Annotated in this window: 21 protein-coding genes; 7 read left to right on the top strand and 14 right to left on the bottom strand. The window is 60.9% G+C overall.

Going from position 1 to position 25,457, the window contains the following annotated elements; genetic code table 11:
- The first annotated feature begins 9 nt into the window (after positions 1-9).
- A complete protein-coding gene (gene yjgA, locus ACEN8Z_RS06785; protein ID WP_007986687.1) occupies positions 10-534 on the top strand; it encodes a ribosome biogenesis factor YjgA in 525 nt (174 codons plus the stop codon).
- A 48-nt stretch (positions 535-582) separates the two neighbouring features.
- On the opposite strand, the gene tldD is transcribed toward yjgA, so the two are convergent.
- The 8 genes from tldD to mreB form a co-directional block, all read right to left on the bottom strand.
- On the bottom strand, positions 583-2,025 hold the full coding sequence (tldD, locus tag ACEN8Z_RS06780) for a metalloprotease TldD (RefSeq protein WP_007997600.1): 1,443 nt from the start codon (positions 2,023-2,025) through the stop codon (positions 583-585).
- A 12-nt stretch (positions 2,026-2,037) separates the two neighbouring features.
- Positions 2,038-2,892 (bottom strand): carbon-nitrogen hydrolase family protein, encoded by an 855-nt coding sequence (locus tag ACEN8Z_RS06775; RefSeq protein WP_495597145.1) that lies wholly within the window; start codon positions 2,890-2,892, stop codon positions 2,038-2,040.
- Positions 2,893-3,075: 183 nt separating this feature from the next.
- Positions 3,076-6,879, bottom strand: a complete 3,804-nt coding sequence (locus tag ACEN8Z_RS06770) for a YhdP family protein (RefSeq protein WP_495597144.1) — start codon at positions 6,877-6,879, stop codon at positions 3,076-3,078.
- 75 nt (positions 6,880-6,954) lie between these two features.
- The gene (rng, locus tag ACEN8Z_RS06765; protein WP_007970246.1) at positions 6,955-8,412 is read right to left on the bottom strand and encodes a ribonuclease G; all 1,458 of its coding nucleotides are present in this window, start codon (positions 8,410-8,412) and stop codon (positions 6,955-6,957) included.
- Positions 8,413-8,469: 57 nt separating this feature from the next.
- Positions 8,470-9,066 (bottom strand): Maf family protein, encoded by a 597-nt coding sequence (locus tag ACEN8Z_RS06760; RefSeq protein WP_495597143.1) that lies wholly within the window; start codon positions 9,064-9,066, stop codon positions 8,470-8,472.
- A 43-nt stretch (positions 9,067-9,109) separates the two neighbouring features.
- Complete coding sequence (mreD, locus tag ACEN8Z_RS06755; protein ID WP_007970244.1) at positions 9,110-9,601, bottom strand: rod shape-determining protein MreD; 492 nt, start codon at positions 9,599-9,601, stop codon at positions 9,110-9,112.
- Complete coding sequence (gene mreC, locus ACEN8Z_RS06750) at positions 9,601-10,677, bottom strand: rod shape-determining protein MreC (RefSeq protein ID WP_495598092.1); 1,077 nt, start codon at positions 10,675-10,677, stop codon at positions 9,601-9,603. The genes mreD and mreC overlap by 1 nt, the downstream gene beginning before the upstream one ends.
- A gap of 191 nt (positions 10,678-10,868) precedes the next feature.
- The gene (mreB, locus tag ACEN8Z_RS06745; protein ID WP_002555108.1) at positions 10,869-11,906 is read right to left on the bottom strand and encodes a rod shape-determining protein MreB; all 1,038 of its coding nucleotides are present in this window, start codon (positions 11,904-11,906) and stop codon (positions 10,869-10,871) included.
- A gap of 211 nt (positions 11,907-12,117) precedes the next feature.
- Here mreB and gatC point away from each other — a divergent pair, with 211 nt between their 5' ends.
- The 6 genes from gatC to ACEN8Z_RS06715 all read left to right on the top strand — a co-directional run bounded on the left by gatC (position 12,118) and on the right by ACEN8Z_RS06715 (position 17,416).
- On the top strand, positions 12,118-12,405 hold the full coding sequence (gene gatC, locus ACEN8Z_RS06740) for an Asp-tRNA(Asn)/Glu-tRNA(Gln) amidotransferase subunit GatC (protein ID WP_047537661.1): 288 nt from the start codon (positions 12,118-12,120) through the stop codon (positions 12,403-12,405).
- A 16-nt stretch (positions 12,406-12,421) separates the two neighbouring features.
- On the top strand, positions 12,422-13,873 hold the full coding sequence (gene gatA, locus ACEN8Z_RS06735) for an Asp-tRNA(Asn)/Glu-tRNA(Gln) amidotransferase subunit GatA (protein ID WP_495597142.1): 1,452 nt from the start codon (positions 12,422-12,424) through the stop codon (positions 13,871-13,873).
- A 10-nt stretch (positions 13,874-13,883) separates the two neighbouring features.
- Complete coding sequence (gene gatB / locus ACEN8Z_RS06730) at positions 13,884-15,329, top strand: Asp-tRNA(Asn)/Glu-tRNA(Gln) amidotransferase subunit GatB (RefSeq protein WP_008000924.1); 1,446 nt, start codon at positions 13,884-13,886, stop codon at positions 15,327-15,329.
- 223 nt (positions 15,330-15,552) lie between these two features.
- Entirely contained in the window at positions 15,553-15,927 is a 375-nt protein-coding gene (locus ACEN8Z_RS06725; RefSeq protein WP_057398870.1) for a septal ring lytic transglycosylase RlpA family protein, read from the top strand.
- A 50-nt stretch (positions 15,928-15,977) separates the two neighbouring features.
- The gene (locus tag ACEN8Z_RS06720) at positions 15,978-17,039 is read left to right on the top strand and encodes a calcium/sodium antiporter (protein WP_008000928.1); all 1,062 of its coding nucleotides are present in this window, start codon (positions 15,978-15,980) and stop codon (positions 17,037-17,039) included.
- Positions 17,036-17,416 carry a carboxymuconolactone decarboxylase family protein gene (locus ACEN8Z_RS06715; RefSeq protein WP_007976475.1) on the top strand — a complete coding sequence of 127 codons (381 nt, stop codon included), beginning with the start codon at positions 17,036-17,038 and terminating at the stop codon, positions 17,414-17,416. Before ACEN8Z_RS06720 ends, ACEN8Z_RS06715 begins: the two co-directional genes overlap by 4 nt.
- Positions 17,417-17,572: 156 nt before the next feature.
- On the opposite strand, the gene ACEN8Z_RS06710 is transcribed toward ACEN8Z_RS06715, so the two are convergent.
- The 6 genes from ACEN8Z_RS06710 to ACEN8Z_RS06685 form a co-directional block, all read right to left on the bottom strand.
- Positions 17,573-18,514, bottom strand: coding sequence for an AEC family transporter (locus ACEN8Z_RS06710; protein ID WP_495597141.1), 942 nt, complete (start codon positions 18,512-18,514; stop codon positions 17,573-17,575).
- 186 nt (positions 18,515-18,700) lie between these two features.
- The gene (gene garD, locus ACEN8Z_RS06705) at positions 18,701-20,254 is read right to left on the bottom strand and encodes a galactarate dehydratase (protein WP_495597140.1); all 1,554 of its coding nucleotides are present in this window, start codon (positions 20,252-20,254) and stop codon (positions 18,701-18,703) included.
- Positions 20,255-20,265: 11 nt separating this feature from the next.
- Positions 20,266-21,645 (bottom strand): MFS transporter, encoded by a 1,380-nt coding sequence (locus ACEN8Z_RS06700; protein WP_495597139.1) that lies wholly within the window; start codon positions 21,643-21,645, stop codon positions 20,266-20,268.
- A gap of 168 nt (positions 21,646-21,813) precedes the next feature.
- On the bottom strand, positions 21,814-23,259 hold the full coding sequence (locus ACEN8Z_RS06695) for an aldehyde dehydrogenase family protein (RefSeq protein WP_495597138.1): 1,446 nt from the start codon (positions 23,257-23,259) through the stop codon (positions 21,814-21,816).
- A gap of 60 nt (positions 23,260-23,319) precedes the next feature.
- Positions 23,320-24,231 (bottom strand): 5-dehydro-4-deoxyglucarate dehydratase, encoded by a 912-nt coding sequence (kdgD, locus tag ACEN8Z_RS06690; RefSeq protein WP_007981458.1) that lies wholly within the window; start codon positions 24,229-24,231, stop codon positions 23,320-23,322.
- A 422-nt stretch (positions 24,232-24,653) separates the two neighbouring features.
- Entirely contained in the window at positions 24,654-25,403 is a 750-nt protein-coding gene (locus ACEN8Z_RS06685; protein WP_495027454.1) for a FadR/GntR family transcriptional regulator, read from the bottom strand.
- Positions 25,404-25,457 lie beyond the last annotated feature (54 nt).

The following is a 25,457-nucleotide window of genomic DNA, read 5'->3' as shown; positions in this document are numbered from 1 at the left end:
ACTGCCACCATGGTTGATTCTTACGACGACTCCCTCGATACGGGAGAAAAAAGCAAATCCCAGGTCAAACGCGAGCTGCATGCTCTGGTTGACCTCGGCGAGCGCCTTACAACGCTCAAGCCTGACTTGCTCAACAAACTGCCATTGACCGACGGATTGCGCCGGGCCCTGGCCGATGCGCCCAAGCACACCGCGAACATCGCGCGTAAACGGCACCTTCAGTTCATCGGCAAACTGATGCGCGATCAGGACACTGACGCCATTCTGGTTCTGCTCGATCAACTCGATGCCTCCACCCGTCAGTACAACGAACGCTTCCATAACCTGGAACGCTGGCGCGATCGTCTGATTGCCGGCGACGACGCCGTACTGGAAAAATTCGTCGTCGAATATCCCGACGCGGATCGCCAGCAACTGCGCTCCCTGATCCGTCAGGCCCAGCATGAGGTTGCGCAAAACAAGCCTCCTGCTGCCAGCCGTAAAATCTTCAAGTACATCCGTGAGCTGGACGAGACTCAACGCGGACTGCGTTAAATCTCGAATCGGGTGAGTCGCGACGCGACTCACCCGAAGCTCGTTCCATCAAGCGCCCGTGCCACCCACGGTGATCGCATCTATCTTCAGCGTTGGCTGGCCGACACCCACCGGCACCGACTGCCCATCCTTGCCACACGTGCCCACGCCGCTGTCCAGTGACAGATCATTCCCGACCATCGACACTTTGCTCATGGCTTCCGGTCCGTTGCCGATCAGGGTCGCGCCTTTGACCGGAGCAGTGATCTTGCCGTCTTCGATCAGGTACGCCTCGCTGGTGGAGAACACGAACTTGCCGCTGGTGATGTCCACCTGACCGCCACCGAGGTTGGCGCAGTAAATGCCGCGTTTCACCGAAGCGATGATTTCCGCCGGGTCGCTTTCACCGGCGAGCATGTAGGTGTTGGTCATGCGCGGCATCGGCAGGTGCGCGTAGGATTCGCGACGGCCGTTGCCGGTACGCGCCACGCCCATCAGGCGGGCGTTGAGCTTGTCCTGCATGTAGCCTTTGAGTACACCGTTTTCGATCAGCGTGGTGCACTCGGTCGGCGTGCCTTCGTCATCGACGCTCAAAGAGCCACGGCGACCGGCCAGGGTGCCGTCATCGACAATGGTGCACAGACTGGACGCAACCATCTCGCCCATGCGCCCGCTATAAGCCGAACTGCCCTTGCGGTTGAAGTCGCCTTCCAGGCCATGGCCGACCGCTTCGTGCAGCAGCACGCCCGACCAGCCGGAGCCGAGCACCACCGGCAACGTGCCGGCCGGTGCCGGGATCGCTTCGAGGTTGACCAGTGCCTGACGCAACGCTTCGCGGGCATAGCCCATGGCGCGGTCTTCGCCGAGGAAATAGCGATAATCGGTCCGACCGCCACCACCGTGACCGCCGCGCTCGCGGCGACCGTTCTGCTCGACGATCACACTGACGTTGAAACGCACCAACGGCCGCACATCCGCCGCCAGACCGCCGTCGGTGGAAGCCACCAGAATCCGCTCCCAGACACCGGCCATGCTCACGGTGACCTGCTGGATACGTGGGTCGAGGGCGCGGGTCGCGGCGTCGATTCGCTTGAGCAAATCGACTTTCTCAGCGCGGGTCAGCACTTCCAGCGGATTGTCCGGCGCATACAGCTGCGCAACATCCTGGCTGGTGAACGCCTGCACGGTGCCATGCTGCCCGGCCCGGGAAATCGAACGGGCGGCACGCGCCGCCGCGCCCAGGGCTTCGAGGGTAATGGCATTGCTGTAGGCGAAACCGGTTTTTTCACCCGATTGCGCACGCACGCCCACACCTTGGTCAAGGTTGAAACTGCCTTCCTTGACGATGCCGTCTTCCAGCGCCCAGGACTCGGAGATCTGCCCCTGGAAATACAGGTCGGCGGCATCGATGCCCGGCCCGGCCAGATCGCCGAGCACGCCTTGCAGGCTCTCGATCGTGACGCCACCGGGCGCCAGCAGGTGTTCACTGACTGAGGACAACAACTCGCTCATATGCTTTACGCCTTAAATTCGTCGTTCTGATGCAGGTCGCTGGGCGCCCTGCGAGAAAAAGCGCCGATGACTGGACACCGGCATCCGCGCCCGGATGGACGCCTGTTCGCTGCTGTCGCGTTCGGCCAGCAGCACGGCCTCGCCTTGATCCTGTTGCGCCAGCACACGCCCCCACGGGTCGACGATGGCGGCATGGCCAAAGGTTTCCCGCGGCCCCGGATGCGTCCCGCCCTGGGCAGCCGCGAGCACGTAACATTGCGTCTCGATGGCCCGCGCACGAATCAGCACATCCCAGTGCGCCGCGCCGGTCACCGCCGTGAACGCCGAGGGGGCGGTGATCAGTTCCGCGCCGGCCACGCGCAATTCGCTGTACAGCTCAGGAAAGCGCAGGTCATAGCAGACCGTCAGGCCAACCCGGCCGACGGGTGTGTCCGCCACGACCACCCCGTTGCCATAAGCATAGTCATCGGATTCACGATAACGGCCACGATTGTCCGCCACGTCCACGTCGAACAGGTGCAGCTTGTCGTAGCGCGCCACCGTTTGGCCCAGGTCATCGACCAGCAACGAACAGGCATGCACTTTGGCCGTCGGCTGATCCACCGGCGGCAACGGCAATGTGCCAGCCACAATCCATAACTTGAGGTCGCGCGCGGTCTGTTTCAACCAGGGCAGGATCGGGCCTTCGCCCAATGCTTCGGCGCGCCCGATGTCGGCAATGTCGCGCCGGCCCATGGCGGCGAAATTTTCCGGCAATACCGCCAGTTTCGCGCCGCCGGCGGCCGCTTGTTCGAGCAGTCGACGGGCCTGGGCCAGATTGGCCAGCACATCGCTCTGGCTGACCATTTGAATCACCGCTACAGACATGGCCTTTTCCTTATTGAAATCAACACAGACCTTGTAGGAGCGAGCTTGCTCGCGATGAGTTTGAATGCGACGCGTATTTTCAGGCGGCCTGCGTCATCGTTCACGTCCATCGCGAGCGAGCTCGCTCCTACAGGAGGCAAGCCGCAATGGTCATGCTACTCCATAGGCCCGAAGGATGGCTTTTCAAAAAGCCTTGTCGAAGGTGATTTTCGGTTCTTTCCACGGTCCCTGAACGGTGTACTTCACACTGGCGAAACGGGCGACACGGTCACCGATCAGCTTGTCGATCAGGAACAGCGCCCCGCCGACCGCCGGTGCACCGACGATCAGCGCGGCAATCGGCAAGTTATTGGTCACCGGCAAGGTCACCAACAGTTTCGCATCGATCTGATCGGCGACCAGGTTCAAGGTACCGTCGAGTTCAATGGTGCTCGAAGGACCCGTCAGCCGGATCGGTTCACGGGTGACATACACTCCGTTCGTCCCAACCAACAGTCCCTTGACCCGGTCATAGCTCAGGCCTTTGCCGAACAGGTCGGAGAAGTCCAGGCGCAGGCGCCGGCCGATGGAATTAAAGTTGAGCAAACCAAATACCCGTAGCGCCTGGGCACTGCCTTCGACCTCGACGAACTGGCCCTGATTGAGCGTTGCATCGAGCGAGCCGGAGAAACGTTTGGTCGCCACCCAAGCCGGCGATCCGGGCCAGCGGCCATCGACATCCATATAAAAGTCCTTGCTGGTGACGCTCGGTGCATACCCCCAGTTCTTGAGCACATCGGCAAGGTTCTTGCCGCTGACGCGCCCCTTGTACCAACTTGTGCTGGCGCCGGGCACGCCCTCCCAACCACCGCTGCCCACCAACAGAATGCCCTTGAGGCCCAGGTCCAGCGAGTTGAACACGATGCCCTTGGCCGTCGGACGAATCTTCAGCGACCAGCCACCTACCAGATCCTGGCCCTGGAATAGCTGATTGATGGTGATGTCCATCGCGGGGATTTTCGTCGGGTCCACCGAGGCCAGCGGATCCGGTGAATTTTCATCGGCCAGCACGGCCGGGTCCGGTGCGGGCAGGCGCACGGTTTGCAGATTGATCGTGATCGGTGCCCCTTTTGCATCGGGAAGATTGGCGCTGCCTTTGATCTGCTGGCTGTCGAGTTGCAGCGCCCAGGCGGAAGGGTTGCGCGCCAGCTGGATCGAGGCCTGATCGAGCGTGGTGCCAATACCGCTGAGCTTGCCCACCTTGAAATCCGCGCCGCTGAGCAATTGCCTGGCGCTGCCTCCGGGGTCCTGCCCGGCGTATTTATCTACCAGATCCTTCCACGGGCCAACGTCCAGCTCCGACAGCACGCCCCGTACCCGCAGGCCTTTGGTGCCAGGCAATACGGCCTCGCCACCACCAAGGAACAAGTCCCCGCGACCGTCGGCGAAATTGCTGGCCGGGGCCGCAAACGTGAAACTCGCCAGGTCCCCGTAATTGAGCCAATAACGCCGCTCGTCGCCCTGCAAGGTCATGCGGAATGTCGTGTCGCGCCCGGTCTCGGCGGTCATGCCGAACGGTGCAGGTAAATCGACGGCCACGCCCTTGAGGCTGGAATTGACCATCAATTGGCTGTCAGCGCCGTTCAGGGTCAGTTGCAGTTGATAGGGGATCACGCCACTCACCGGCAGAGGCTGGGTCACCTTCAGCCAGTCGGTCAGTTTCTTGACCTCGACCTGGCCCGACGCGCTGACCCGGGTATTGAGTTTGCCCGCACTGCCATCGGCAAAAATCTGCGCGGTAACCGGCTTGTCGAATGCCCGTGCGCTGATGTTCTGCCCGCTCAGGCCTTTGGCACTGTCGAAACGGAAATCACCTTTGAGCTGAGTCAACTCCAGCACAGGCTCCGCCAGCTTCAAGCGCGCCTTGGCGGTCTTGAAGTCGACGAGGATTTTCGGCTCCTCGTCTTTTGCCAACGGGATATCCAGCTTCAACTTGCCTTGCAAGTCACCCTCGCCTTCCCAGCCGGCGAAGGTAGCCGCGGTGCCGATCGGTGCTTCCTGAAGGATTTTCAGACCATCGCCCAAACCACCGGCAAATCCGCCATCGAGGAACAAATGAACGTTCTGCCCCGCAGGCACATGGGGAATGTTGACGTAGATATCGCTGACCTGAGTGTCGAGCAACTGGCCCTTGCTGGCCAGAATCCGCACCCCGCTGTCCTCGACAAACACATCACCACTGACCTTGCTGACATGGGGCCAGCCAGGCTGGAAGGCCAGTTCGGCATCGTGGACCTTGAAGAACAGGCTGATGCTGCGATCGACGTCCGCGGCACCGTGGCTGAGCGACCCTTGATACTGGAAGAAGCCTTGATCCACCGCGCCGTTGAGAATCGCGGTGCGCAGCCATTCATCCAGCGCCGGGCTGAGGACTGCCGGCAGGTACTTGGCGGTGTAGCGACCGTCACCGTCCACCAGGCCAACCCGCAGGTCCATGTAGTCTTCCTGGGTGTGATCGAAATGCAGGCGAATCAGGAAGTCGCCGGCAATCTTGCCTTCCTCGCCCAGCACCTTCAGATACGGCGCGATCAGGGTGAAGCCTTCTTTATCGAGTTTCCACGTCAGCCGCGCATTGGCCTGAATGTACTGCCATGGCTTGGCGAAAATCGGGTCCAGGTGCAGCATGAAATCCTTGCTGTCCATGCGCAGTTCACCGTGCCCCAGGTCACCGCTGATGCTGCCACTGACGTTTCGGGCCGCCGGCGCACCGTGATAGGCGTCGAAGCCGACCCGATCGAGATTGGCGGCAAAGCTGAACTTGCTGTCGTCGGTGGCATTGGGCCGCACGTCGATCAATACATTGCGCAGTCCGCCCGTCACCTTGAGCCGCTCGACAACGGTGGCAAAGCCTTGCGGCAACGGCGCAAGGGCATTGAGCAGCGGCGTGAGCGGGGTCAGGTCGACGCGGTCGGCCTGCAGATGCCAAAGTTCTTCGGTCTTGTTGGTGGCGGCGTTTTGCTTGAGCTGCAAATGCGTTTCCCAGCGGGCGTCGCCAAGATTCATCGCCAGGGAATCCAGGGTCACCAGCATGCCTTCGGCACTGCGCTGGAAGTAACCATTGAGCGCCAGGTTGTTGATCTGGATCGGCTGGCGGTCGACGTAGGCGCCCTTGAGTTGTGGCGCGTTCAAGCGCACTGCCGCGCTTTGCAAGGTGCCTTTGCCCCAGGTCGCCCACAGCTCGCCGCCGGCCTTGATCTCGGAGAAATTCCATTGCTGGCTTACGCGCTCGGGCAACCACTTCGACCAGTCGCTTTGCGGCAGGCTTAGATAGACTTCGGCTTCACCTTCCTGCCATTGGCTGGCACTAATGCGGGTACGCAGGCTCATGGCTACTGGTTGCCCGTCAGGCAGGGTCAGTCGCGCGTCGAGCCGCTGCCGCGACGCCCCGGTTTTCAGATTCAGACCGACATAAGTCAGCGTCAGCGGCGAGTGTGCAAACGGCTGCAAGGTCACCTGGCTGTCGAGCACCGACAGCTGCTGGATCATTTGCATACGATTGAGCAACTGTTCCGGATCGGTGGGTTGATCCTGCTGCACTGGCAAACCTTCCAGAGCCCATTGACCGTCGTCACCCTCCTTGACGCTGATCTTCAAACCGCTGACTTCCAGATGAGCGATGCGTACCTGACGTGCCAGCAGGCTGGCCCAAAGGTCCGGCACCGCGCGCACCTGATCCAGATGCAAGGCATTGGCGCCCTCGCCGACCGTCACGTCGTGAGCCATCAATATGGGGGCAAATCCACCCCAGTTGCCTTCGAGCTCGCCAATCCGCAATGGCATGCCCAAGGCATCGCCGGCTTTGGTTTCAACCTCGGCACGGTACTCGGCCACCAGCGGCGTCAGCTCCCGGCCAAGGCTGACGTAAAGCGCCATCAACACCAAAACCAACGCGCACAAGCCCAGACCCCAGCGGATCAGCGCGGCCAAAATGCGTGTCAGACGGTCCATGTCAGATGGCCCCCATGGCAAAAAATTTGCAAAAAGCTGAGGCCAGCCATTCTCGAACAATCAAAACGATACGCTTCAGAGCAGCACCACGTCGTATTGTTCCTGGGAATACATGGTTTCGACCTGAAAGCGGATGGTGCGCCCGATAAACCCTTCCAGCTCGGCGACATTGCCCGACTCTTCGTCAAGCAGGCGGTCCACCACTTTCTGGTTTGCCAATACACGATAGCCTTCCGCCTGATACGCACGCGCCTCACGCAGGATTTCACGGAAGATTTCGTAGCAAACGGTTTCCGGGGTCTTGAGCTTGCCGCGCCCCTGACAGGCATTGCACGGCTCGCACAACACCTGCTCAAGGCTTTCGCGGGTGCGCTTGCGGGTCATCTGCACCAGGCCCAGCTCGGTGATACCAATGATGTTGGTCTTGGCGTGATCGCGCTCCAGTTGCTTTTCGAGCGTGCGCAGCACCTGGCGCTGGTGTTCTTCATCTTCCATGTCGATGAAGTCGATGATGATGATTCCGCCGAGGTTGCGCAGGCGCAATTGGCGGGCGATGGCCGTCGCGGCTTCGAGGTTGGTCTTGAAGATGGTTTCTTCGAGGTTGCGATGGCCGACGAACGCCCCGGTGTTGACGTCGATGGTGCTCATGGCTTCCGCCGGGTCGACCACCAGATAACCGCCGGACTTGAGCGGGACCTTGCGTTCGAGGGCCTTCTGGATTTCGTCTTCGACGCCATACAGGTCGAAAATCGGTCGCTCGCCCGGGTAATGCTCCAGGCGGTCGGCAATCTCGGGCATCAATTCGGCGACGAATTGCGTGGTTTTCTGGAAGGTTTCCCGGGAATCGATGCGGATCTTCTCGATCTTCGGGCTCACCAGGTCACGCAGGGTGCGTAGCGCCAATCCAAGGTCTTCGTAGATCACGCTGGGCGCGCTGATGGTTTTGATCTGGGCGCTGATCTGATCCCAGAGCCTTCGCAGGTAGCGGATGTCCATGAGGATTTCATCGGCGCCGGCGCCTTCGGCTGCAGTGCGCAGAATGAAACCGCCGGCTTCCTTGATACCTTCCTTGGCCACGCAATCAGTGACTACTTGCTTGAGGCGCTCACGCTCGGCCTCGTCTTCGATCTTCAGGGAAATGCCGACATGGGCCGTGCGTGGCATGTACACCAGATAACGCGAAGGGATCGACAACTGGGTGGTCAGGCGCGCGCCCTTGGAGCCGATCGGGTCCTTGGTCACTTGCACCACCAGGCTCTGGCCTTCATGCACCAGCGCACTGATGCTCTCGACCGCCGGGCCTTCGCGCAGGGAAATTTCCGACGCATGAATGAACGCAGCGCGATCCAGGCCTATGTCGACGAATGCCGCCTGCATCCCCGGCAATACCCGCACGACTTTGCCTTTATAGATGTTGCCGACGATCCCGCGCTTTTGTGTGCGCTCGACATGGACCTCTTGCAGGACACCGTTTTCGACCACCGCCACGCGCGACTCCATCGGCGTGATGTTGATCAGGATCTCTTCACTCATGGCAGGGTCTCGTTCAGGCATGTTCACGATAATGGCCGCATCTGTTCAGGAAGACGCTTAAAGCGCGCTCCGGGGTTGCCAACAGGGTATGCCGAAATGGCCGAGCAGTTCCGCGGTTTCGCAAAGCGGTAGTCCGACCACCGCTGAATAACTTCCATCGAGCCCGGCGACAAACACCGCACCCAGTCCTTGAATGCCATAACCGCCCGCCTTGTCCCGCGGTTCGCCGCTGGCCCAGTAGGCCGCGGCTTCATCGCGACTGATGGCACGAAATCGCACCCGACTGGCGACAACCCGGGACTCGCAACGTTCGCCATCGAGCACGGCAATTGCGGTCAGGACCTCATGTTCACATCCCGACAACATCATCAGCATGGCGCACGCATCCGCTTGATCAACCGGCTTGCCGAGAATTTTTCCGTCGAATACCACGGCGGTATCAGCGCCGAGCACACAGAACGGGCCATCGGATACGACAGCGCCGCGCCCGGCCTCGGCCTTGCCGCGCGCCAGACGCTCGACATAGGCCGATGGGGATTCTTGGGGTACAGGGGTTTCATCGATGTCCGCGCTGACGGCGCAGAACGGTACGCCGATCTGCGTGAGCAATTCACGTCGGCGTGGTGAACCAGAGGCAAGATAAAGCTGTTTCATCAAGACATCTCCCTGTCCAGGTGCGGGCAAATGCCTGACCGAATCAATTGATTTTGTAGCGCCGACGCAACCCGCGCAAACCGAAACTGATCCAGGGCCAGAGCAACGCACTGACCAATGCCGGCAGCACCAGCGCCAGGGTTGGCTGACGATTGCCGGTCAGGGCACTGAGCCACAACTGTACAAGCTGGGCGAGGCCGAAGATCACCAGAATCACCAGGCTCTGCTGCCACATCGGGAACATCCGCAGACGTTGCTGCAGCGCCAGTACCAAATAGGTGATGAGCGTCAGGATCAGAGCGTTCTGCCCCAGCAGCGTGCCATAGAGCACGTCTTCAGCCAGGCCCAGGCAAAACGCTGTCACCATCCCGACTGTCTGCGGCAGGTTCAACGCCCAGAACGCCAGCAACAGCGCCAGCCACAGCGGACGCAGGATTTCCATGAATTGCGGCAACGGTGAAACGCTCAGCAGCAGGCCGACGGCAAACGTCAGCCAGACTATCCAGCCGTTTCGGGATGCTTTTACACCGCCCATTATTCTCTTCCCACTGGAGTGGCCGGCGCGGAGACTGGCGGTTTGGCGGCAGGCTTCGCGGCAGCGGGTTGCGCCGCCGGCGGTTTAGCCGCCGCAGGATGCGTGGCCGCAGGCTTGGCTGGCGTGGTGGTCGGCTTGGCTGGCGCAGTGGCCGCAGGTGCCGCCGTGGCAGGAGTCGTCGGTGCGGCGGGGGCTACCGGGTTGACCACTTTCGGAACCGTCGCCGGAATGATCGGCCCACCACCCTGTGCATCCAGGTTTTCCTGGGCCTGGGCAGCGTCGTTGGCGCGTTCTTCCGGGGTACGGGTGTCGCTGAACACCAGCAGCAGGTAACGGCTGCGGTTCAAGGCGGCGGTCGGAATGGCGCGGACAATCGCAAACGGCTGGCCGGAATCGTGAATCACTTCCTTGACCGTCGCCACCGGGTAACCGGCCGGGAAACGTTGGCCGAGGCCGGAGCTGACCAGCAAGTCGCCTTCCTTGATGTCGGCGGTATCGGCCACATGACGCAACTCGAGACGCTCCGGGTTGCCGGTGCCGCTGGCAATCGCCCGCAAACCGTTACGGTTCACCTGCACCGGAATGCTGTGGGTGGTATCGGTCAGCAGCAAGACGCGGGAGGTATAGGGCATCAACTCGACCACCTGGCCCATCAGGCCACGGGCATCGAGCACTGGCTGGCCGAGGACCACGCCGTCGCGTTCACCCTTGTTGATGATGATGCGATGGGTGAAGGGATTGGGATCCATGCCGATCAGCTCGGCCACTTCGACCTTCTCGTTGACCAGTGCAGAAGAGTTGAGCAACTCGCGCAGCCGAACGTTCTGCTCGGTCAGGGCGGCGAGCTTCTGCATGCGCCCCTGCAACAGCAGGTTCTCGGTCTTGAGTTTTTCGTTTTCGGCGACGAGTTCGGTCCGGCTGCCAAACTGACTGGCAACGCCGTCCCACAATCGTCCGGGCAGGTCGGTGATCCAGTAGGCGTCCATCAGCACCAGCGACATCTGGCTGCGTGCAGGCTTGAGCAGACTGAAGCGGGCATCGACCACCATCAGCGCGACCGATAGCACGACCAGCACCAACAGGCGCACGCCCAGTGAAGGGCCTTTGGTGAAAAGCGGTTTAATAAGCCGCTCCTTCCAGGCAAATGTTCTGTTTATTCATACGGCAGCAATCCGGCCTGGATGCAGACTGACAGAAGATAAACGCGAACAGGCAGCACTGCAAAGTGCCGCCTGCGCGCTCAACAGCATAGAGGCGATCCGGCGACTTATTCGCTGGAAAGCAGGTCCATGGTGTGTTTATCCATCATTTCCAATGCACGGCCACCGCCGCGAGCAACGCAGGTCAGCGGGTCTTCGGCAACGATCACCGGCAGACCGGTTTCCTGGGCCAGCAGCTTGTCCAGGTCGCGCAGCAAGGCGCCACCACCGGTCAGTACCAGACCACGCTCGGCGATGTCGGAAGCCAGTTCCGGAGGCGATTGCTCCAGGGCGCTTTTCACGGCCTGAACGATGGTTGCCAGGGACTCTTGCAGAGCTTCCAGCACTTCGTTGGAGTTCAGGGTGAATGCGCGTGGAACGCCTTCGGCCAGGTTACGGCCACGAACGTCGACTTCACGAACTTCGCCGCCCGGGTAGGCCGTACCGATTTCCTGTTTGATGCGTTCGGCGGTGGATTCACCGATCAGGCTGCCGTAGTTGCGACGCACGTAAGTGATGATCGCTTCGTCGAAGCGGTCGCCGCCAACGCGGACGGATTCGGCGTAAACCACACCGTTCAGGGAGATCAGCGCGATTTCGGTGGTACCGCCACCGATATCCACGACCATCGAACCACGGGCTTCTTCAACCGGCAGGCCGGCACCGATCGCTGCGGCCATTGGCTCTTCGATCAGGAACACTTCGCGGGCACCTGCACCGAGGGCCGATTCGCGGATGGCGCGACGCTCAACCTGGGTGGATTTGCATGGAACGCAGATCAACACGCGCGGGCTAGGCTGCAGGAAGCTGTTTTCGTGAACCTTGTTGATAAAGTACTGCAGCATTTTTTCGCAAACGCTGAAGTCAGCAATCACGCCATCCTTCATCGGACGAATGGCAGCAATGTTGCCCGGTGTACGGCCGAGCATGCGCTTGGCTTCGGTGCCGACAGCAACGACACTTTTCTGGTTACCGTGTGTCCGAATGGCCACAACGGAGGGCTCATTCAGGACGATACCGCGCTCGCGCACGTAAATAAGGGTGTTGGCAGTGCCCAGGTCAATGGAAAGATCGCTGGAAAACATGCCACGCAGTTTCTTGAACATGGGAAAGGGACCCTAGGCAACGCGTGGGTAAAAAAGTGCGGCAAACTCTAACAACGACAGGGATTTTGGGCAAGGCGCCAATATGTTAAATTGGCCGCTTTTCTGTGCACCAAGCCCCACAATCGCGGCCTTATGACCGTAGAAGTGCGGTAGTGTTCCGACAATCTAACACACGGACGCCGTCCGTTTTGTTTTCCACTGGAGAATCCCAATGGCGCTAGAACGCTCCGACGTGGAAAAAATCGCTCATCTGGCCTGCCTTGGCCTGAATGAAGCCGATCTTCCACACATCACTTCAGCCCTCAACAGCATTCTCGGGCTGGTCGACGAAATGCAGGCGGTCAATACCGACGGTATCGAGCCGCTGGCCCATCCACTGGAAGCCAGCCAGCGCCTGCGCGCAGACGTCGTGACCGAGACCAATCACCGCGAGGCCTACCAGTCCATCGCACCAGCGGTCGAAAACGGCCTGTACCTGGTTCCGAAAGTCATCGACTAAAGGGAAAGAGCCTGCAATGCATCAATTGACTCTGGCCGAGATCGCCCGCGGACTCGCCGATAAAAAGTTTTCCTCCGAAGAGCTGACCAAAGTCCTGCTGGCGCGCATCGCCCAGCTCGATCCGCAGCTCAACAGTTTCATCAGCCTCACCGAGGACCTGGCGCTCACGCAGGCGAAAGCCGCTGACGCCCGTCGGGCCACTGGTGAGAGCGGCGCCCTGCTCGGTGCGCCGATCGCCCACAAAGACCTGTTCTGCACCCAGGGCATTCGCACCAGCTGCGGCTCGAAGATGCTCGACAACTTCAAGGCACCGTACGATGCCACCGTCGTCGCCAAGCTGGCCGCTGCCGGCGCCGTGACCCTGGGCAAGACCAACATGGACGAATTCGCCATGGGTTCGGCCAACGAGTCGAGCTACTACGGCCCGGTGAAAAACCCGTGGAACCTGGAACACGTTCCGGGCGGTTCGTCCGGCGGCTCGGCGGCGGCGGTTGCCGCTCGTCTGTTGCCAGCGGCCACCGGCACCGACACCGGCGGTTCGATCCGTCAGCCTGCGGCGCTGACCAACCTCACCGGCCTCAAACCGACCTACGGTCGTGTTTCGCGCTGGGGCATGATTGCCTACGCGTCCAGCCTCGACCAGGGCGGCCCGATGGCACGCACCGCCGAAGACTGCGCGATTTTGTTGCAAGGTATGGCCGGCTTCGATCCGAACGACTCCACCAGCATCGATGAGCCCGTGCCGGACTACAGCGCCAGCCTCAACGGTTCGCTGCAAGGCCTGCGCATCGGCGTGCCGAAAGAGTATTTCAGCGCCGGTCTCGACCCGCGCATCGCCGAACTGATCCACAACAGTGTCAAGGAGCTGGAAAAACTCGGCGCCGTGATCAAGGAAATCAGCCTGCCGAACATGCAGCACGCGATTCCTGCGTACTACGTGATCGCCCCGGCGGAAGCCTCTTCCAACCTGTCGCGTTTCGACGGCGTGCGCTTCGGCTATCGCTGCGAAGACCCGAAAAACCTGGAAGACCTGTACAAGCGCTCCCGTGGTGAAGGCTTCGGCGCGGAAGTGCAGCGCCGGATCATGGTCGGTGCCTACGCGCTGTCGGCCGGTTACTACGACGCCTATTACCTGAAGGCGCAGAAGATCCGTCGCTTGATCAAGAACGACTTCATGGCCGCCTTCAATGAGGTCGACATCATCCTCGGCCCAACCACGCCGAACCCGGCCTGGAAGCTCGGCGCCAAGAACAGCGACCCGGTCGCTGCGTACCTGGAAGACGTCTACACCATTACCGCCAACCTCGCGGGTCTGCCGGGCTTGTCCATGCCAGCGGGTTTCGTCGACGGTCTGCCGGTCGGCGTGCAGTTGCTCGCTCCGTATTTCCAGGAAGGCCGCTTGCTCAACGTTGCGCACCAGTATCAGCTCAACACTGACTGGCACACCCGCACCCCAACCGGCTTCTGAGGAGACACACATGCAATGGGAAGTCGTGATCGGGCTGGAGATTCACACCCAGCTCACCACCCGGTCGAAAATCTTTTCCGGTAGTTCCACCACCTTCGGCTCCGAGCCGAACACCCAGGCCAGCCTGGTAGACCTGGGCATGCCCGGCGTGTTGCCGGTGCTGAACCAGGAAGCGGTGCGCATGGCAGTGATGTTCGGTCTGGCGATTGACGCCGAGATCGGTCAGCACAACGTGTTCGCCCGTAAAAACTATTTCTACCCGGACCTGCCCAAGGGCTACCAGATCAGCCAGATGGAATTGCCGATCGTCGGCAAGGGCCACCTGGACATCGCTCTGGAAGACGGCACGGTCAAACGCGTCGGCATCACTCGCGCGCACCTTGAAGAAGACGCCGGCAAGAGCTTGCACGAAGAATTCAGCGGCGCCAGCGGCATCGACCTGAACCGTGCCGGCACCCCGCTGCTGGAAATCGTCTCCGAGCCGGACATGCGCAGCGCCAAGGAAGCGGTGGCCTACGTCAAGGCGATCCACGCACTGGTGCGCTACCTGGGCATCTGCGACGGCAACATGGCCGAAGGCTCGCTGCGTTGCGACTGCAACGTGTCGATCCGTCCGAAAGGCCAGGTCGAGTTCGGTACCCGCTGCGAGATCAAGAACGTCAACTCGTTCCGTTTCATCGAGAAGGCGATCAACAGCGAAATCCAGCGCCAGATCGAATTGATCGAAGACGGCGGCAAAGTGATCCAGCAGACCCGCCTGTACGATCCGAACAAGGACGAGACCCGTCCGATGCGCAGCAAGGAGGAAGCCAACGACTACCGTTACTTCCCCGATCCGGACCTGCTGCCTGTCGTTATCGAAAACTCGTTCCTCGACGACGTACGCGCCACCCTGCCGGAGCTGCCACCGCAAAAACGCGAGCGTTTCCAGGAGCAGTTCGGCCTGTCGGTCTACGACGCCAACGTGCTGGCTACCAGCCGTGAGCAGGCGGATTACTTCGAGAAGGTCGCGAGCATCAGCGGCGACGCCAAGCTGGCGGCGAACTGGGTGATGGTCGAGTTGGGCAGCCTGCTCAACAAGCAAGGCCTGGACATCGAAGAGTCGCCGGTTTCCGCAGAGCAACTGGGCGGCATGCTGTTGCGCATCAAGGACAACACCATCTCCGGCAAGATCGCCAAGGTGGTGTTCGAAGCGATGGCCAACGGCGAAGGCAGCGCGGACGAGATCATCGACAAGCGCGGCCTCAAACAAGTGACCGACACCGGCGCCATCTCGGCGGTACTGGACGAAATGCTCGCGGCCAACGCCGAGCAGGTCGAACAATACCGCGCAGCAGACGAAGCCAAGCGCGGCAAGATGTTCGGCTTCTTCGTCGGCCAGGCCATGAAAGCCTCCAAAGGCAAGGCCAACCCGCAACAAGTGAACGAATTGCTGAAAAGCAAGCTCGAAGGCTGATAGAAATGGAGCCAGCATTCATTACTGGCTCCGTCCTTGTGGAAGCGAGGTTGTGGCGAGGGGGCTTGCCCCCGTTGGACTGCGCAGCGGTCCCAATACCTGAAAACGCGGTGTGTCAGATAGAACCCGAATTCAGATATTGGGGTCGCTTCGCAACCCAACGGGGGCAAGCCCCCTCGCCACACAAGCCCGCCCCCCCACATTTTTTTCGGGAAACCTTCGAATGAAACGTCTGCTCGGCGCTTGCGCCCTCCTCTCGCTCCTGGCCGGTTGCGCCAGCACCGACACCGTCGATCCGCATGGCTACGACAAAACCGGCGTAGCTTCGTATTACGGCGCCAAACACCAAGGCAAACGCACCGCCAACGGCGAGCGCTTCGACAAGAATTCCATGACCGCCGCCCATCGCCAGCTACCCTTCGGTACACGGGTGAAGGTCACCAATCTGAATAACGATAAATCCTGCGTGGTGCGCATCAATGATCGCGGGCCGCACACCCGTGGCCGTCTGATTGACCTGTCCCATGAAGCTGCCGCACGCCTGGGCATGCTCAAAAGCGGCACCGCCCGGGTACGCGTCCAGGCCCTCGACGACTGACCGATGGAGCCCCGACCATTTTCGGACTAGCCGATATACCGCTGATCAGCGTGATCGAATTGCTCAGCGGATTGCTCCTGCTGATTGTCGGTGCCGAATTGATGGTGCGCGCCGCCGTACGTATTGCCGCGCGGTTGCACATACGACCGCTGATCATCGGCTTGACCATCGTCGCCCTCGGCAGCAGCGCACCGCAGATGGCGGTCAGCCTGCAAGCGACCCTGGCACACAATGCCGACATCGCCGTCGGCAGTGTGATCGGCAGCAGCATCTTCAACATCCTCGTCACCCTCGGGTTGTCCGCGCTGATCATTCCTTTGCGGGTTTCCCGGCAACTGGTGCGCCTGGATATTCCGTTGATGATCGGCGCCAGCCTGTTGGTGTTCGTACTCGCCTGGAATGAAGAACTGACCCGTGCCGACGGCGTGATGTTGCTGACGGCACTGGCGATTTACCTGGGGTTGTTGCTGCGCCAGTCGCGACACTCGGCACGCCCGGTATCGAGCCATGACCATCATGCGCAAGCGCCATGGTTGAGCAACCTGCTGATGATCGTCGCCGGGCTGGCGATGCTGGTGTACGCCGGGCACTTGTTGCTGGGTGCCGCCGTTGCGGTCGCCACCGATCTTGGGTTGTCGGAGCGGATCATCGGCCTGACCATTGTCGCCGTCAGCACCTCACTGCCTGAGCTCGCCACATCGTTGATCGCGGCAATGCGCGGCGAGCGCGATATTGCCGTGGGCAACGTGATCGGCAGCAACCTGTTCAACCTCCTGGGCGTGCTCGGCTTTACCGCGCTGGTGGCGCCGTCGCCGCTGTCGGTGTCGCCCAACGCCCTGGATTTCGACCTGCCGGTAATGCTCGGCGTCGCAGCGCTGTGCCTGCCGGTGTTCTACTCCGGCTACCGGGTGACCCGCGCCGAAGGCCTGCTGTTTCTGGGTTTGTACCTGGCGTATGGGCTGCACGTGGTGTCGTTCACCACCGGCATGCCACTGGCCGGCAAGCTCGAACACTTGATGCTGTTTTTCGTCCTGCCGGCGCTGGTGGCGTTCTTGCTGTTCACGTCGCTGCGTGCCTGGCGTCGCCAACACCATAAGAGGGAAATCCCATGACCGAGAATAAAAAAACCGGCGTTGAAGTCCGCCGCCAAGTGATGGGCGACGCCTTCGTCGACCGCGCACTGGGCAACGCCACCGAGTTCACCCAGCCGCTGCAGGATTTCGTCAATGAACACGCCTGGGGCGGCGTGTGGAATCGCGAAGGCCTGCCGCTGAAGACCCGCAGCCTGATCACCCTGGCGGCGCTGACCGCACTAAAGTGCCCGCAGGAATTGAAAGGTCATGTACGCGGTGCGCTGAACAACGGCTGCACCGTGGAGGAGATTCGCGAGGCGCTGCTGCATTGCGCGGTGTATGCCGGCGTACCGGCGGCGATCGATGCGTTTCGGGCGGCGCAGGAAGTGATCGACAGTTACCAGAAGCCAGAGTGATTACCCGAACGTCGTGGTGACAGCACTACCGCCATCGCGAGCAAGCTCGCTCCCACAAGGGTCGTCGGTGTGAATGGAATTTGATTAACAACAAAGAAACCTGTGGGAGCGAGCTTGCTCGCGATGAGGCCAGGAAGAACACCGCAAAGCCTGAGATCAGATCCACCCGCCCCACTGCAAAAAGAAGATCCCTAAATTGGTGGTGACCGCCGCCATCAACGTGGTGATCACGATAATCGCCGCCGCCAACTCGTGATTGCCATCCGCCGCCCGGGCCATGACGAAACTGGCGGCGGCGGTCGGGCTGCCGAAGTACAGAAAAAGAATCCCCAGCTCCGCACCACGAAAGCCCCACAACCACGCCCCCAGCGTCGCCAGCACCGGCAAGCCGATCATCTTCACCAGGCTTGAACTCAGCGCCATGTTGCCGCTTTTGCGCAGCGCCGCCAGGGACAGCGTGCCGCCGATGCAGATCAGCGCCAGCGGCAAGGTGGTTTGCGCCAGATACTGGCCGGAGGTTTCCAGCCAACCCGGCAAGCCGATCTTGAAATAGGCGAACGGCGCGGCCGCAATCACGCTGATGATCAGCGGATTGCTGAACACGCTTTTGCAGATGCTCCATGGATCAGACTTGATCACCGGGCTGTAGACCGCCAGCACGATGGTCGAGAGCGTGTTGTAAAACAGGATCACCAGCGCCGCCAGGATCGCCCCGAGGGAAATCCCGTAGTCGCCGTACATGCTTGCCGCCAGCGCCAGGCCGATCACTCCGTTGTTACCGCGAAAGGCCCCCTGGGTGTAGATCCCCCGATCTTCCCGCGGGCACTTCCAGATCGCCCAGCCCCAGGCAATGGCAAAGCACACCAGGGTCGCCACGGAGAAGTAAATCAGCAGCACCGGCTGCAACGCCGCGTGCAGGTCGGCATGCAGGATGCCCAGAAACAGCAGCGCCGGCATGGTGACGTTGAACACCAGTGCCGACGCGGTGTGGATAAAGTTGTCGTTGATCCAGTCGATGCGCTTGAGCAACACCCCAAGAAACAGCATGGCGAACACCGGTGCGGTGATGTTCAGGGTTTCGAGGAAAATTGCCAGCATGCCGGGAGGACCTTCGGGTGGGCGTCGTTAGGGGGCTAATGATAAGCCACTGGACACTTCGGCGTCCGCTAGATCGCCTTCGCGAGCAAGCCCGCTCCCACATTTAATCAGCGTCAAACACAACATCTGTGTACGCCAAAAATCCAATGTGGGAGCGGGCTTGCTCGCGAAGCAGGCGACTCGGTCTTAAGTAATCGGCGCCGGATTGAACAAGGTGATGTCGTTGTGCAACTTGTGCTGCTCGGCCCACGTCTGTTTCTTGCCGCTGGCCACGTCCAGGTAGTAGTGGAACAACTCCCAACCCAGTTCCTCGATTGATGCGCGGCCAGTGGCAATGCGCCCGGCATCGATGTCGATCAGGTCCGGCCAGCGTTGCGCCAGTTCGGTCCGGGTCGATACCTTCACGACCGGCGCCATGGCCAGCCCGTAAGGCGTGCCGCGACCGGTAGTGAATACATGCAGGTTCATCCCCGCCGCCAACTGCAACGTCCCGCAGACAAAATCGCTGGCCGGGGTCGCACAGAAGATCAGGCCTTTGCGCTTGAAACGCTCGCCAGGACCAAGCACGCCATTGATTGCGCTGCTGCCGGATTTGACGATCGAGCCCAAGGACTTCTCGACAATGTTCGACAACCCGCCCTTCTTGTTGCCTGGCGTGGTGTTGGCACTGCGATCTGCTTCGCCCTTGGCCAGGTAACGGTCGTACCAGTCCATTTCCCGCACCAGTTCCTGGGCGACGTCCTGGTTTTCCGCGCGGGAGGTCAGCAGGTAAATGGCATCGCGTACTTCGGTGACTTCGGAGAACATCACCGTCGCACCGGCCCGTAGCAGCAGGTCCGAGGCATAACCGAGCGCCGGGTTGGCGGTGATGCCGGAGAACGCATCACTGCCGCCACATTGCATGCCGAGAATCAGCTCGGACGCCGGCACGGTTTCCCGGCGACGTTGATCGAGCTTCTTCAAGCGCGTCTCGGCCAGTTCCATGATCTGCTCGATCATCTCGGTGAAGCCGTGGCTGGCATCCTGCAAGCGGTACAGCCATGGTTCGCTGAGATCCACCGAGCTGTCGTTGTCGTGCATCACCTGCCCGGCCTGCAATTTCTCGCAGCCCAGGCTGATCACCAGGGCTTCGCCGCCCAGGTTCGGATTGCGCGCCAGGTTGCGCACGGTGCGGATCGGGATGTACGCGTCGGTAGCGGTAATGGCCACGCCGCAGCCATAGCTGTGGGTCAGCGCCACCACGTCATCGACGTGCGGGTATTTGGGCAGCAACTCGGCCTTGATGCGCTTGACCGCATGATCGAGCACGCCGGTCACGCATTGCACGGTGGTGGTGATGCCGAGAATGTTGCGCGTACCGACGGTGCCGTCGGCGTTGCGATACCCCTCGAAGGTGAAGCCTTCCAGCGGTGCTTGCGCGGCCGGCACGTCGGTGGACAGCGGCAGGCTGTCCAGCGGTGGCGCGGTCGGCATGCGCAGTTGATCTTCCTTGACCCAGCTGCCGCGGGGAATCGGCTGCAAGGCGTAGCCAATGACCTGGCCGTAACGAATCACCTGGCCACCTTCGGGAATGTCTTCCAGGGTGACTTTGTGGCTCTGTGGCACGAAGTCCACGGTGACCAGGCCGTCCGCAAACTCGGTGCCGGCCGGAACGCCTTGATCGTTGACCACGATCACTACGTTGTCCCGCTCGTGCAGGCGGATATAGCGCGGCGAGTCGGAATGTTCAATCAACTGCATGACGCCGCTCCTCAGGAATGCGCTTGAGACAATTTGTTGTTGGTTTCAGCACCGCCCACCGGTGGCTCTTTGAGCACCACACGCTTGATCGGACCGACGATCACCAGATAGCTGAACACCGCCACCAGTGCGTTGCAGCCGACGAACACCAGCGCCCATTTGAACGAGCCGGTGGAGCTGATGATGTAGCCGATGACGATCGGCGTGGTGATCGAGGCAATGTTGCCGAACATGTTGAACAGGCCGCCACTCAAACCGGCGATCTGCTTCGGCGAAGTATCGGACACCACCGCCCAGCCCAGCGCGCCCACGCCTTTGCCGAAGAACGCCAGGGCCATGAAGCCCACGACCATCCATTCGATGTCGACATAATTGCAGGCAACGATACTGCTGGAAACCAAAAGACCGGCAATGATCGGCGCCTTGCGGGCGAAGGTCAGGGAGTGGCCCTTGCGCAGCAGGTAGTCGGAAATCACCCCGCCGAGCACACCGCCGATGAAGCCACAGATCGCCGGCAACGAGGCAATAAAACCAGCCTTGAGGATGGTCATGCCGCGCTCCTGCACCAGGTACACCGGGAACCAGGTCAGGAAGAAATAAGTGATGGCGTTGATGCAGTACTGGCTCAGGTACACGCCAAGCATCATGCGGTTGGTCAGTAACTGGCGGACGTAGTCCCATTTCGGGCCTTCGACACGTTTGCCTGCTTCCTGGCCCTTGGCTTTGTCCTGGTCCATGTCGACCATGCCGCCGTTATCGGCGATGTGCTTGAACTCGACCTCATTGATCATCGGATGTTGGCGCGGGCTGTGGATAACCTTCAGCCAGATCAACGAGAACACAATGCCGATCACCCCCATGACGATGAACACGTGCTGCCAGCCGAACGTGAACACGATCCAGCCCATCAACGGGGCGAAGAGCACGGTGGCGAAGTATTGCGCCGAGTTGAAAATCGCCGACGCGGTGCCGCGTTCAGCCGTCGGGAACCAGGCAGCCACGATGCGTGCATTGCCAGGGAAGGATGGCGCTTCGGCCAGCCCCACCAGGAAGCGCAACATGAACAACGCCACCACCGCCGTGGACATGCCGAACGAGCCGACGTAGCCCTGCAACACGGTGAACAGCGACCAGGTGAAGATGCTCAATGCGTAGACTTTTTTCGAGCCAAAGCGGTCGAGCAACCAGCCACCGGGGATTTGCCCGGCCACATAGGCCCAACCGAACGCGGAGAAGATGTAGCCGAGGGTAACGGCGTCAATGCCGAGGTCTTTTTGCAGGCTGGAACCGGCGATTGCGATGGTAGCGCGGTCGGCGTAGTTGATCGTGGTCACCAGAAACAGCATGAGCAGGATCAGATAGCGGACGTGAGTCGGCTTGGTCGATTGCATGTAGATGTACTCCCACTGATTATTTTTATGCGCGGGTGAATCTTTGTTTCCCCTGTAGGAGCGAGCTCTGCTCGCGATGGAAGTCAACGATGACGCGGGGTATCAGGTTTACCGCCGCGACCTCACGACCATCGCGAGCAAGCTCGCTCCTACAACAGGGATGTTGCGTTACGAACCGATGTAAGAGGTTTTTACAACCGTGTAGAACTCTTGCGCATAGCGACCTTGCTCACGTGATCCATAGGATGAACCTTTACGCCCACCGAACGGAACGTGGTAATCCACACCGGCGGTCGGCAGGTTGACCATCACCATCCCGGCCTGAGAGTGGCGCTTGAAGTGGTTGGCGTACTTCAGCGAGGTGGTGGCGATGCCCGCCGACAGCCCGAACTCGGTGTCGTTAGCCATGGCCAGCGCAGCTTCGTAGTCGGCCACACGCACCACGTTGGCCACCGGGCCGAAGATCTCTTCGCGGCTGATGCGCATCGCCGCTGTGCTGTCGGCAAACAGGGTCGGCGCGAGGAAGTAGCCTTCAGTATCGCAGGTCACCAGGCCACCGCCGCTGACCAGACGCGCACCTTCGGACTGGCCGATGTCGATGTACTTCATGTCCTGTTCAAGCTGGGCTTGCGAAACCACCGGACCGATGTCGGTGCCAGCCTTCAACGCGTGTCCGACCTTGATCGACTTCATGCGCTCGGCCATGGCTTCGACGAACCGGTCGTGGATGCCGGCGGTGACGATGAAGCGGCTCGAGGCGGTGCAACGCTGGCCGGTGGAGTAGAACGCGCTCTGTACCGACAGCTCGACCGCTTGCTTGAGGTCGGCGTCGTCGAGAATGATCTGCGGGTTCTTGCCGCCCATTTCCAGCTGGACCTTGGCCTGGCGAGACACGCAGTTCACAGCGATCTGACGACCCACGCCCACGGAACCTGTGAAGCTGATGCCGTCGACTTTCGGGCTGTTGACCAGTGCATCGCCAACCACACGACCGCTGCCCATCACCAGGTTGAACACGCCGGCCGGGAAACCGGCGCGGGAGATGATTTCGGCCAGGGCCCAGGCGCAACCCGGAACCAGGTCAGCAGGCTTGAGCACGACGCAGTTGCCGTAGGCCAGGGCCGGAGCGATTTTCCACGCAGGAATGGCAATCGGGAAGTTCCACGGCGTGATCAGACCGACCACGCCCAAGGCTTCGCGCGTGACTTCGACGTTGACGCCCGGACGCACCGACGGCAGGTAATCGCCGGACAGACGCAGGCACTCGCCAGCGAAGAATTTGAAGATATTGCCGGCGCGGGTCACTTCACCGATGGCTTCAGGCAGGGTCTTGCCCTCTTCCCGGGCCAGCAGGGTGCCGAGTTCTTCGCGACGGGCGAGGATTTCAGTACCGACTTTATCCAGGGAATCGTGACGAGCCTGAATACCCGAAACCGACCACGCCGGGAATGCGGCACGGGCGGCGTCGATGGCGGCGCGGACCTGAGCCAGGTCAGCCTTGGCGTAGTCGCCGATGGCATCGGTCAGTTCGGACGGGTTGATGTTGATCGAATAGTCGCCGCTGGCAACCCATTCGCCGTTGATGTAGTTATCAAAACGTTTTGAATCAGCCACTGAATCATCTCCTCACGCAAAAAACCGCTGATTGCTCAGCGGCCCTGGTTTTGTCGAGTGTTACTGCGCGCCCTGCTTGTCGATCAGCGCGGCGAGCATTTCGTACTCTTCGCCAGTCAGGTCGGTCAGCGGTGCACGCACAGGACCTGCGTCGTAGCCGGCAATTTTTGCCCCGGCCTTGACGATGCTCACCGCGTAACCAGCCTTGCGGTTACGGATGTCCAGGTACGGCAGGAAGAAGTCGTCGATGATCTTGCCGACAGTGGCGTGATCTTCGCGCGCAATGGCGTGGTAGAAGTCCATCGCGGTTTTCGGGATGAAGTTGAATACCGCCGAGGAGTAGACCGGCACGCCCAGTGCCTTGTAAGCCGCGGCGTAGACTTCGGCGGTCGGCAGACCACCCAGGTAGCTGAAGCGATCACCGAGGCGGCGACGGATCGACACCATTAACTCGATATCACCCAGGCCATCCTTGTAGCCGATCAGGTTTGGGCAGCGCTCGGCCAGACGCTCCAGCAGCGGCGCGGTCAGGCGGCAAACGTTGCGGTTGTAGACCACCACACCGATGTTGACCGATTTGCACACGGCTTCAACATGGGCGGCAACGCCGTCCTGGCTGGCTTCAGTCAGGTAGTGCGGCAGCAGCAACAGGCCCTTGGCGCCCAGACGCTCGGCTTCCTGTGCGTATTCGATGGCCTGGCGAGTGGAACCGCCTACGCCAGCCAGGATCGGCACGCTGGTGGCGCAGGTGTCGACGGCGGTCTTGATGATTTCCGAGTACTCGCTGGCCGCCAGGGAGAAAAACTCACCGGTGCCGCCCGCGGCGAACAGCGCCGAAGCACCGTATGGGGCCAGCCACTCGAGACGCTTGATGTAGCCCGCACGATTGAAGTCGCCCTGAGCATTGAAATCGGTGACCGGGAAAGACAGCAGACCGGCAGAGAGGATGGACTTCAGTTCTTGTGGATTCATTATTCGAACACCCTGGATAGCGACGTTGTGTGAGATAACCGTTCAGCTCGCGCCGAAGTTGTAGGTCATCGTACAACTTAAAATATAACCGTCAACTGCATTTCATCGCTGCGGGTGAAAATTGTTCGACAGGAGCGAGGAGAAGGCTCGGTTCAGGGACTTCAGGTTCGATGTAGACGAAAGCGAGCGTAGCGTTGACGCGACGCTATAGAGGTACGTTGTCGGAAGATTGGGATGGGAATAAGTAAATGGGGAACTGACTGAAGGTTTGGCGGGATGGCTTACGGCCCCTTCGCGAGCAAGCCCGCTCCCACATTGGATTTTCGGTGTACACAAATTTTGTGTTCGACACGATCAAATGTGGGAGCGGGCTTGCTCGCGAAGGCAATCTGTCAGCCAATACCGGATTGGAATCAGAACACTCAGCCCCGCTGCGCCTCCGCCTCTTCATGGGCATGACGCAACCGCTCACGACTGTTGGTCAGGTGCAAACGCATTGCCGCCCGCGCGGCATCGGAATCCTGGCGGGCAATCGCGTCGTAGATCTCTTCGTGCTCACGGCTCAGGCGATTCATGTAGTGCTGCTGATCATCATGGGCCAGCTTCGCGGAGTTCAGCCGTGTGCGCGGAATGATGCTGGTGCCCAAGTGGGTCATGATGTCGGTGAAGTAGCGGTTGCCGGTGGCCAGGGCAATCTGCAGATGGAACTGGAAGTCCGAGGCCACGGCATCGCTGGCGTGGGAGACGCTTTCATTCAGCGCATCCAGCGCCGCGCGCATCAGACCAAGCTGCTCGGGACTGCGACGTTGCGCCGCCAGCCCGGCGGATTCCACTTCCAGACTGATGCGCAGTTCCAGGATCGCCAGTACATCACGCAAAGTCACGACGGTCGCCGGGTCGATGCGGAAACCGCTCGGGCTCGGCGTGTCGAGCACGAAGGTGCCGATGCCGTGGCGGGTTTCCACCTGGCCGGCCGCCTGCAGGCGGGAAATCGCTTCGCGCACCACCGTGCGGCTGACGCCATGGGCATCCATGATGGCCGACTCGGTGGGCAACTTGTCGCCGCGCTTGAGGTGGCCGTCACGGATCTGCTCGGACAGCACCGTCACCAGTTCCTGAGCGAGGCTGCGGCGCTTGCGTGGGAGGCGTGGTGCGTCGATCGGGTTTTCCATGGTGTACATCTGTCTCGAAAAAATCGGCTGAAACCGCATCATAGCGCAACGCGG

Source organism: Pseudomonas sp. Pseusp10 (genome assembly GCF_059492225.1).
This window is presented reverse-complemented; position numbering and strand designations above follow the sequence as displayed.

Excerpts from the sequence above, each read along its gene's own strand:
- mreD (WP_007970244.1), bottom strand. The coding sequence starts at position 9,601 with ATGGGCGGTGTAAAAGCATCCCGAAACGGCTGGATAGTCTGGCTGACG.
- ACEN8Z_RS06700 (WP_495597139.1), bottom strand. The coding sequence starts at position 21,645 with ATGCAATCGACCAAGCCGACTCACGTCCGCTATCTGATCCTGCTCATG.
- gatB (WP_008000924.1), top strand. The coding sequence starts at position 13,884 with ATGCAATGGGAAGTCGTGATCGGGCTGGAGATTCACACCCAGCTCACC.
- kdgD (WP_007981458.1), bottom strand. The coding sequence starts at position 24,231 with ATGAATCCACAAGAACTGAAGTCCATCCTCTCTGCCGGTCTGCTGTCT.
- ACEN8Z_RS06760 (WP_495597143.1), bottom strand. The coding sequence starts at position 9,066 with ATGAAACAGCTTTATCTTGCCTCTGGTTCACCACGCCGACGTGAATTG.
- garD (WP_495597140.1), bottom strand. The coding sequence starts at position 20,254 with ATGCAGTTGATTGAACATTCCGACTCGCCGCGCTATATCCGCCTGCAC.
- mreB (WP_002555108.1), bottom strand. The coding sequence starts at position 11,906 with ATGTTCAAGAAACTGCGTGGCATGTTTTCCAGCGATCTTTCCATTGAC.
- ACEN8Z_RS06770 (WP_495597144.1), bottom strand. The coding sequence starts at position 6,879 with ATGGACCGTCTGACACGCATTTTGGCCGCGCTGATCCGCTGGGGTCTG.
- ACEN8Z_RS06685 (WP_495027454.1), bottom strand. The coding sequence starts at position 25,403 with ATGGAAAACCCGATCGACGCACCACGCCTCCCACGCAAGCGCCGCAGC.
- ACEN8Z_RS06715 (WP_007976475.1), top strand. The coding sequence starts at position 17,036 with ATGACCGAGAATAAAAAAACCGGCGTTGAAGTCCGCCGCCAAGTGATG.
- ACEN8Z_RS06710 (WP_495597141.1), bottom strand. The coding sequence starts at position 18,514 with ATGCTGGCAATTTTCCTCGAAACCCTGAACATCACCGCACCGGTGTTC.
- rng (WP_007970246.1), bottom strand. The coding sequence starts at position 8,412 with ATGAGTGAAGAGATCCTGATCAACATCACGCCGATGGAGTCGCGCGTG.
- gatA (WP_495597142.1), top strand. The coding sequence starts at position 12,422 with ATGCATCAATTGACTCTGGCCGAGATCGCCCGCGGACTCGCCGATAAA.
- tldD (WP_007997600.1), bottom strand. The coding sequence starts at position 2,025 with ATGAGCGAGTTGTTGTCCTCAGTCAGTGAACACCTGCTGGCGCCCGGT.
- ACEN8Z_RS06775 (WP_495597145.1), bottom strand. The coding sequence starts at position 2,892 with ATGTCTGTAGCGGTGATTCAAATGGTCAGCCAGAGCGATGTGCTGGCC.
- ACEN8Z_RS06725 (WP_057398870.1), top strand. The coding sequence starts at position 15,553 with ATGAAACGTCTGCTCGGCGCTTGCGCCCTCCTCTCGCTCCTGGCCGGT.
- yjgA (WP_007986687.1), top strand. The coding sequence starts at position 10 with ATGGTTGATTCTTACGACGACTCCCTCGATACGGGAGAAAAAAGCAAA.
- gatC (WP_047537661.1), top strand. The coding sequence starts at position 12,118 with ATGGCGCTAGAACGCTCCGACGTGGAAAAAATCGCTCATCTGGCCTGC.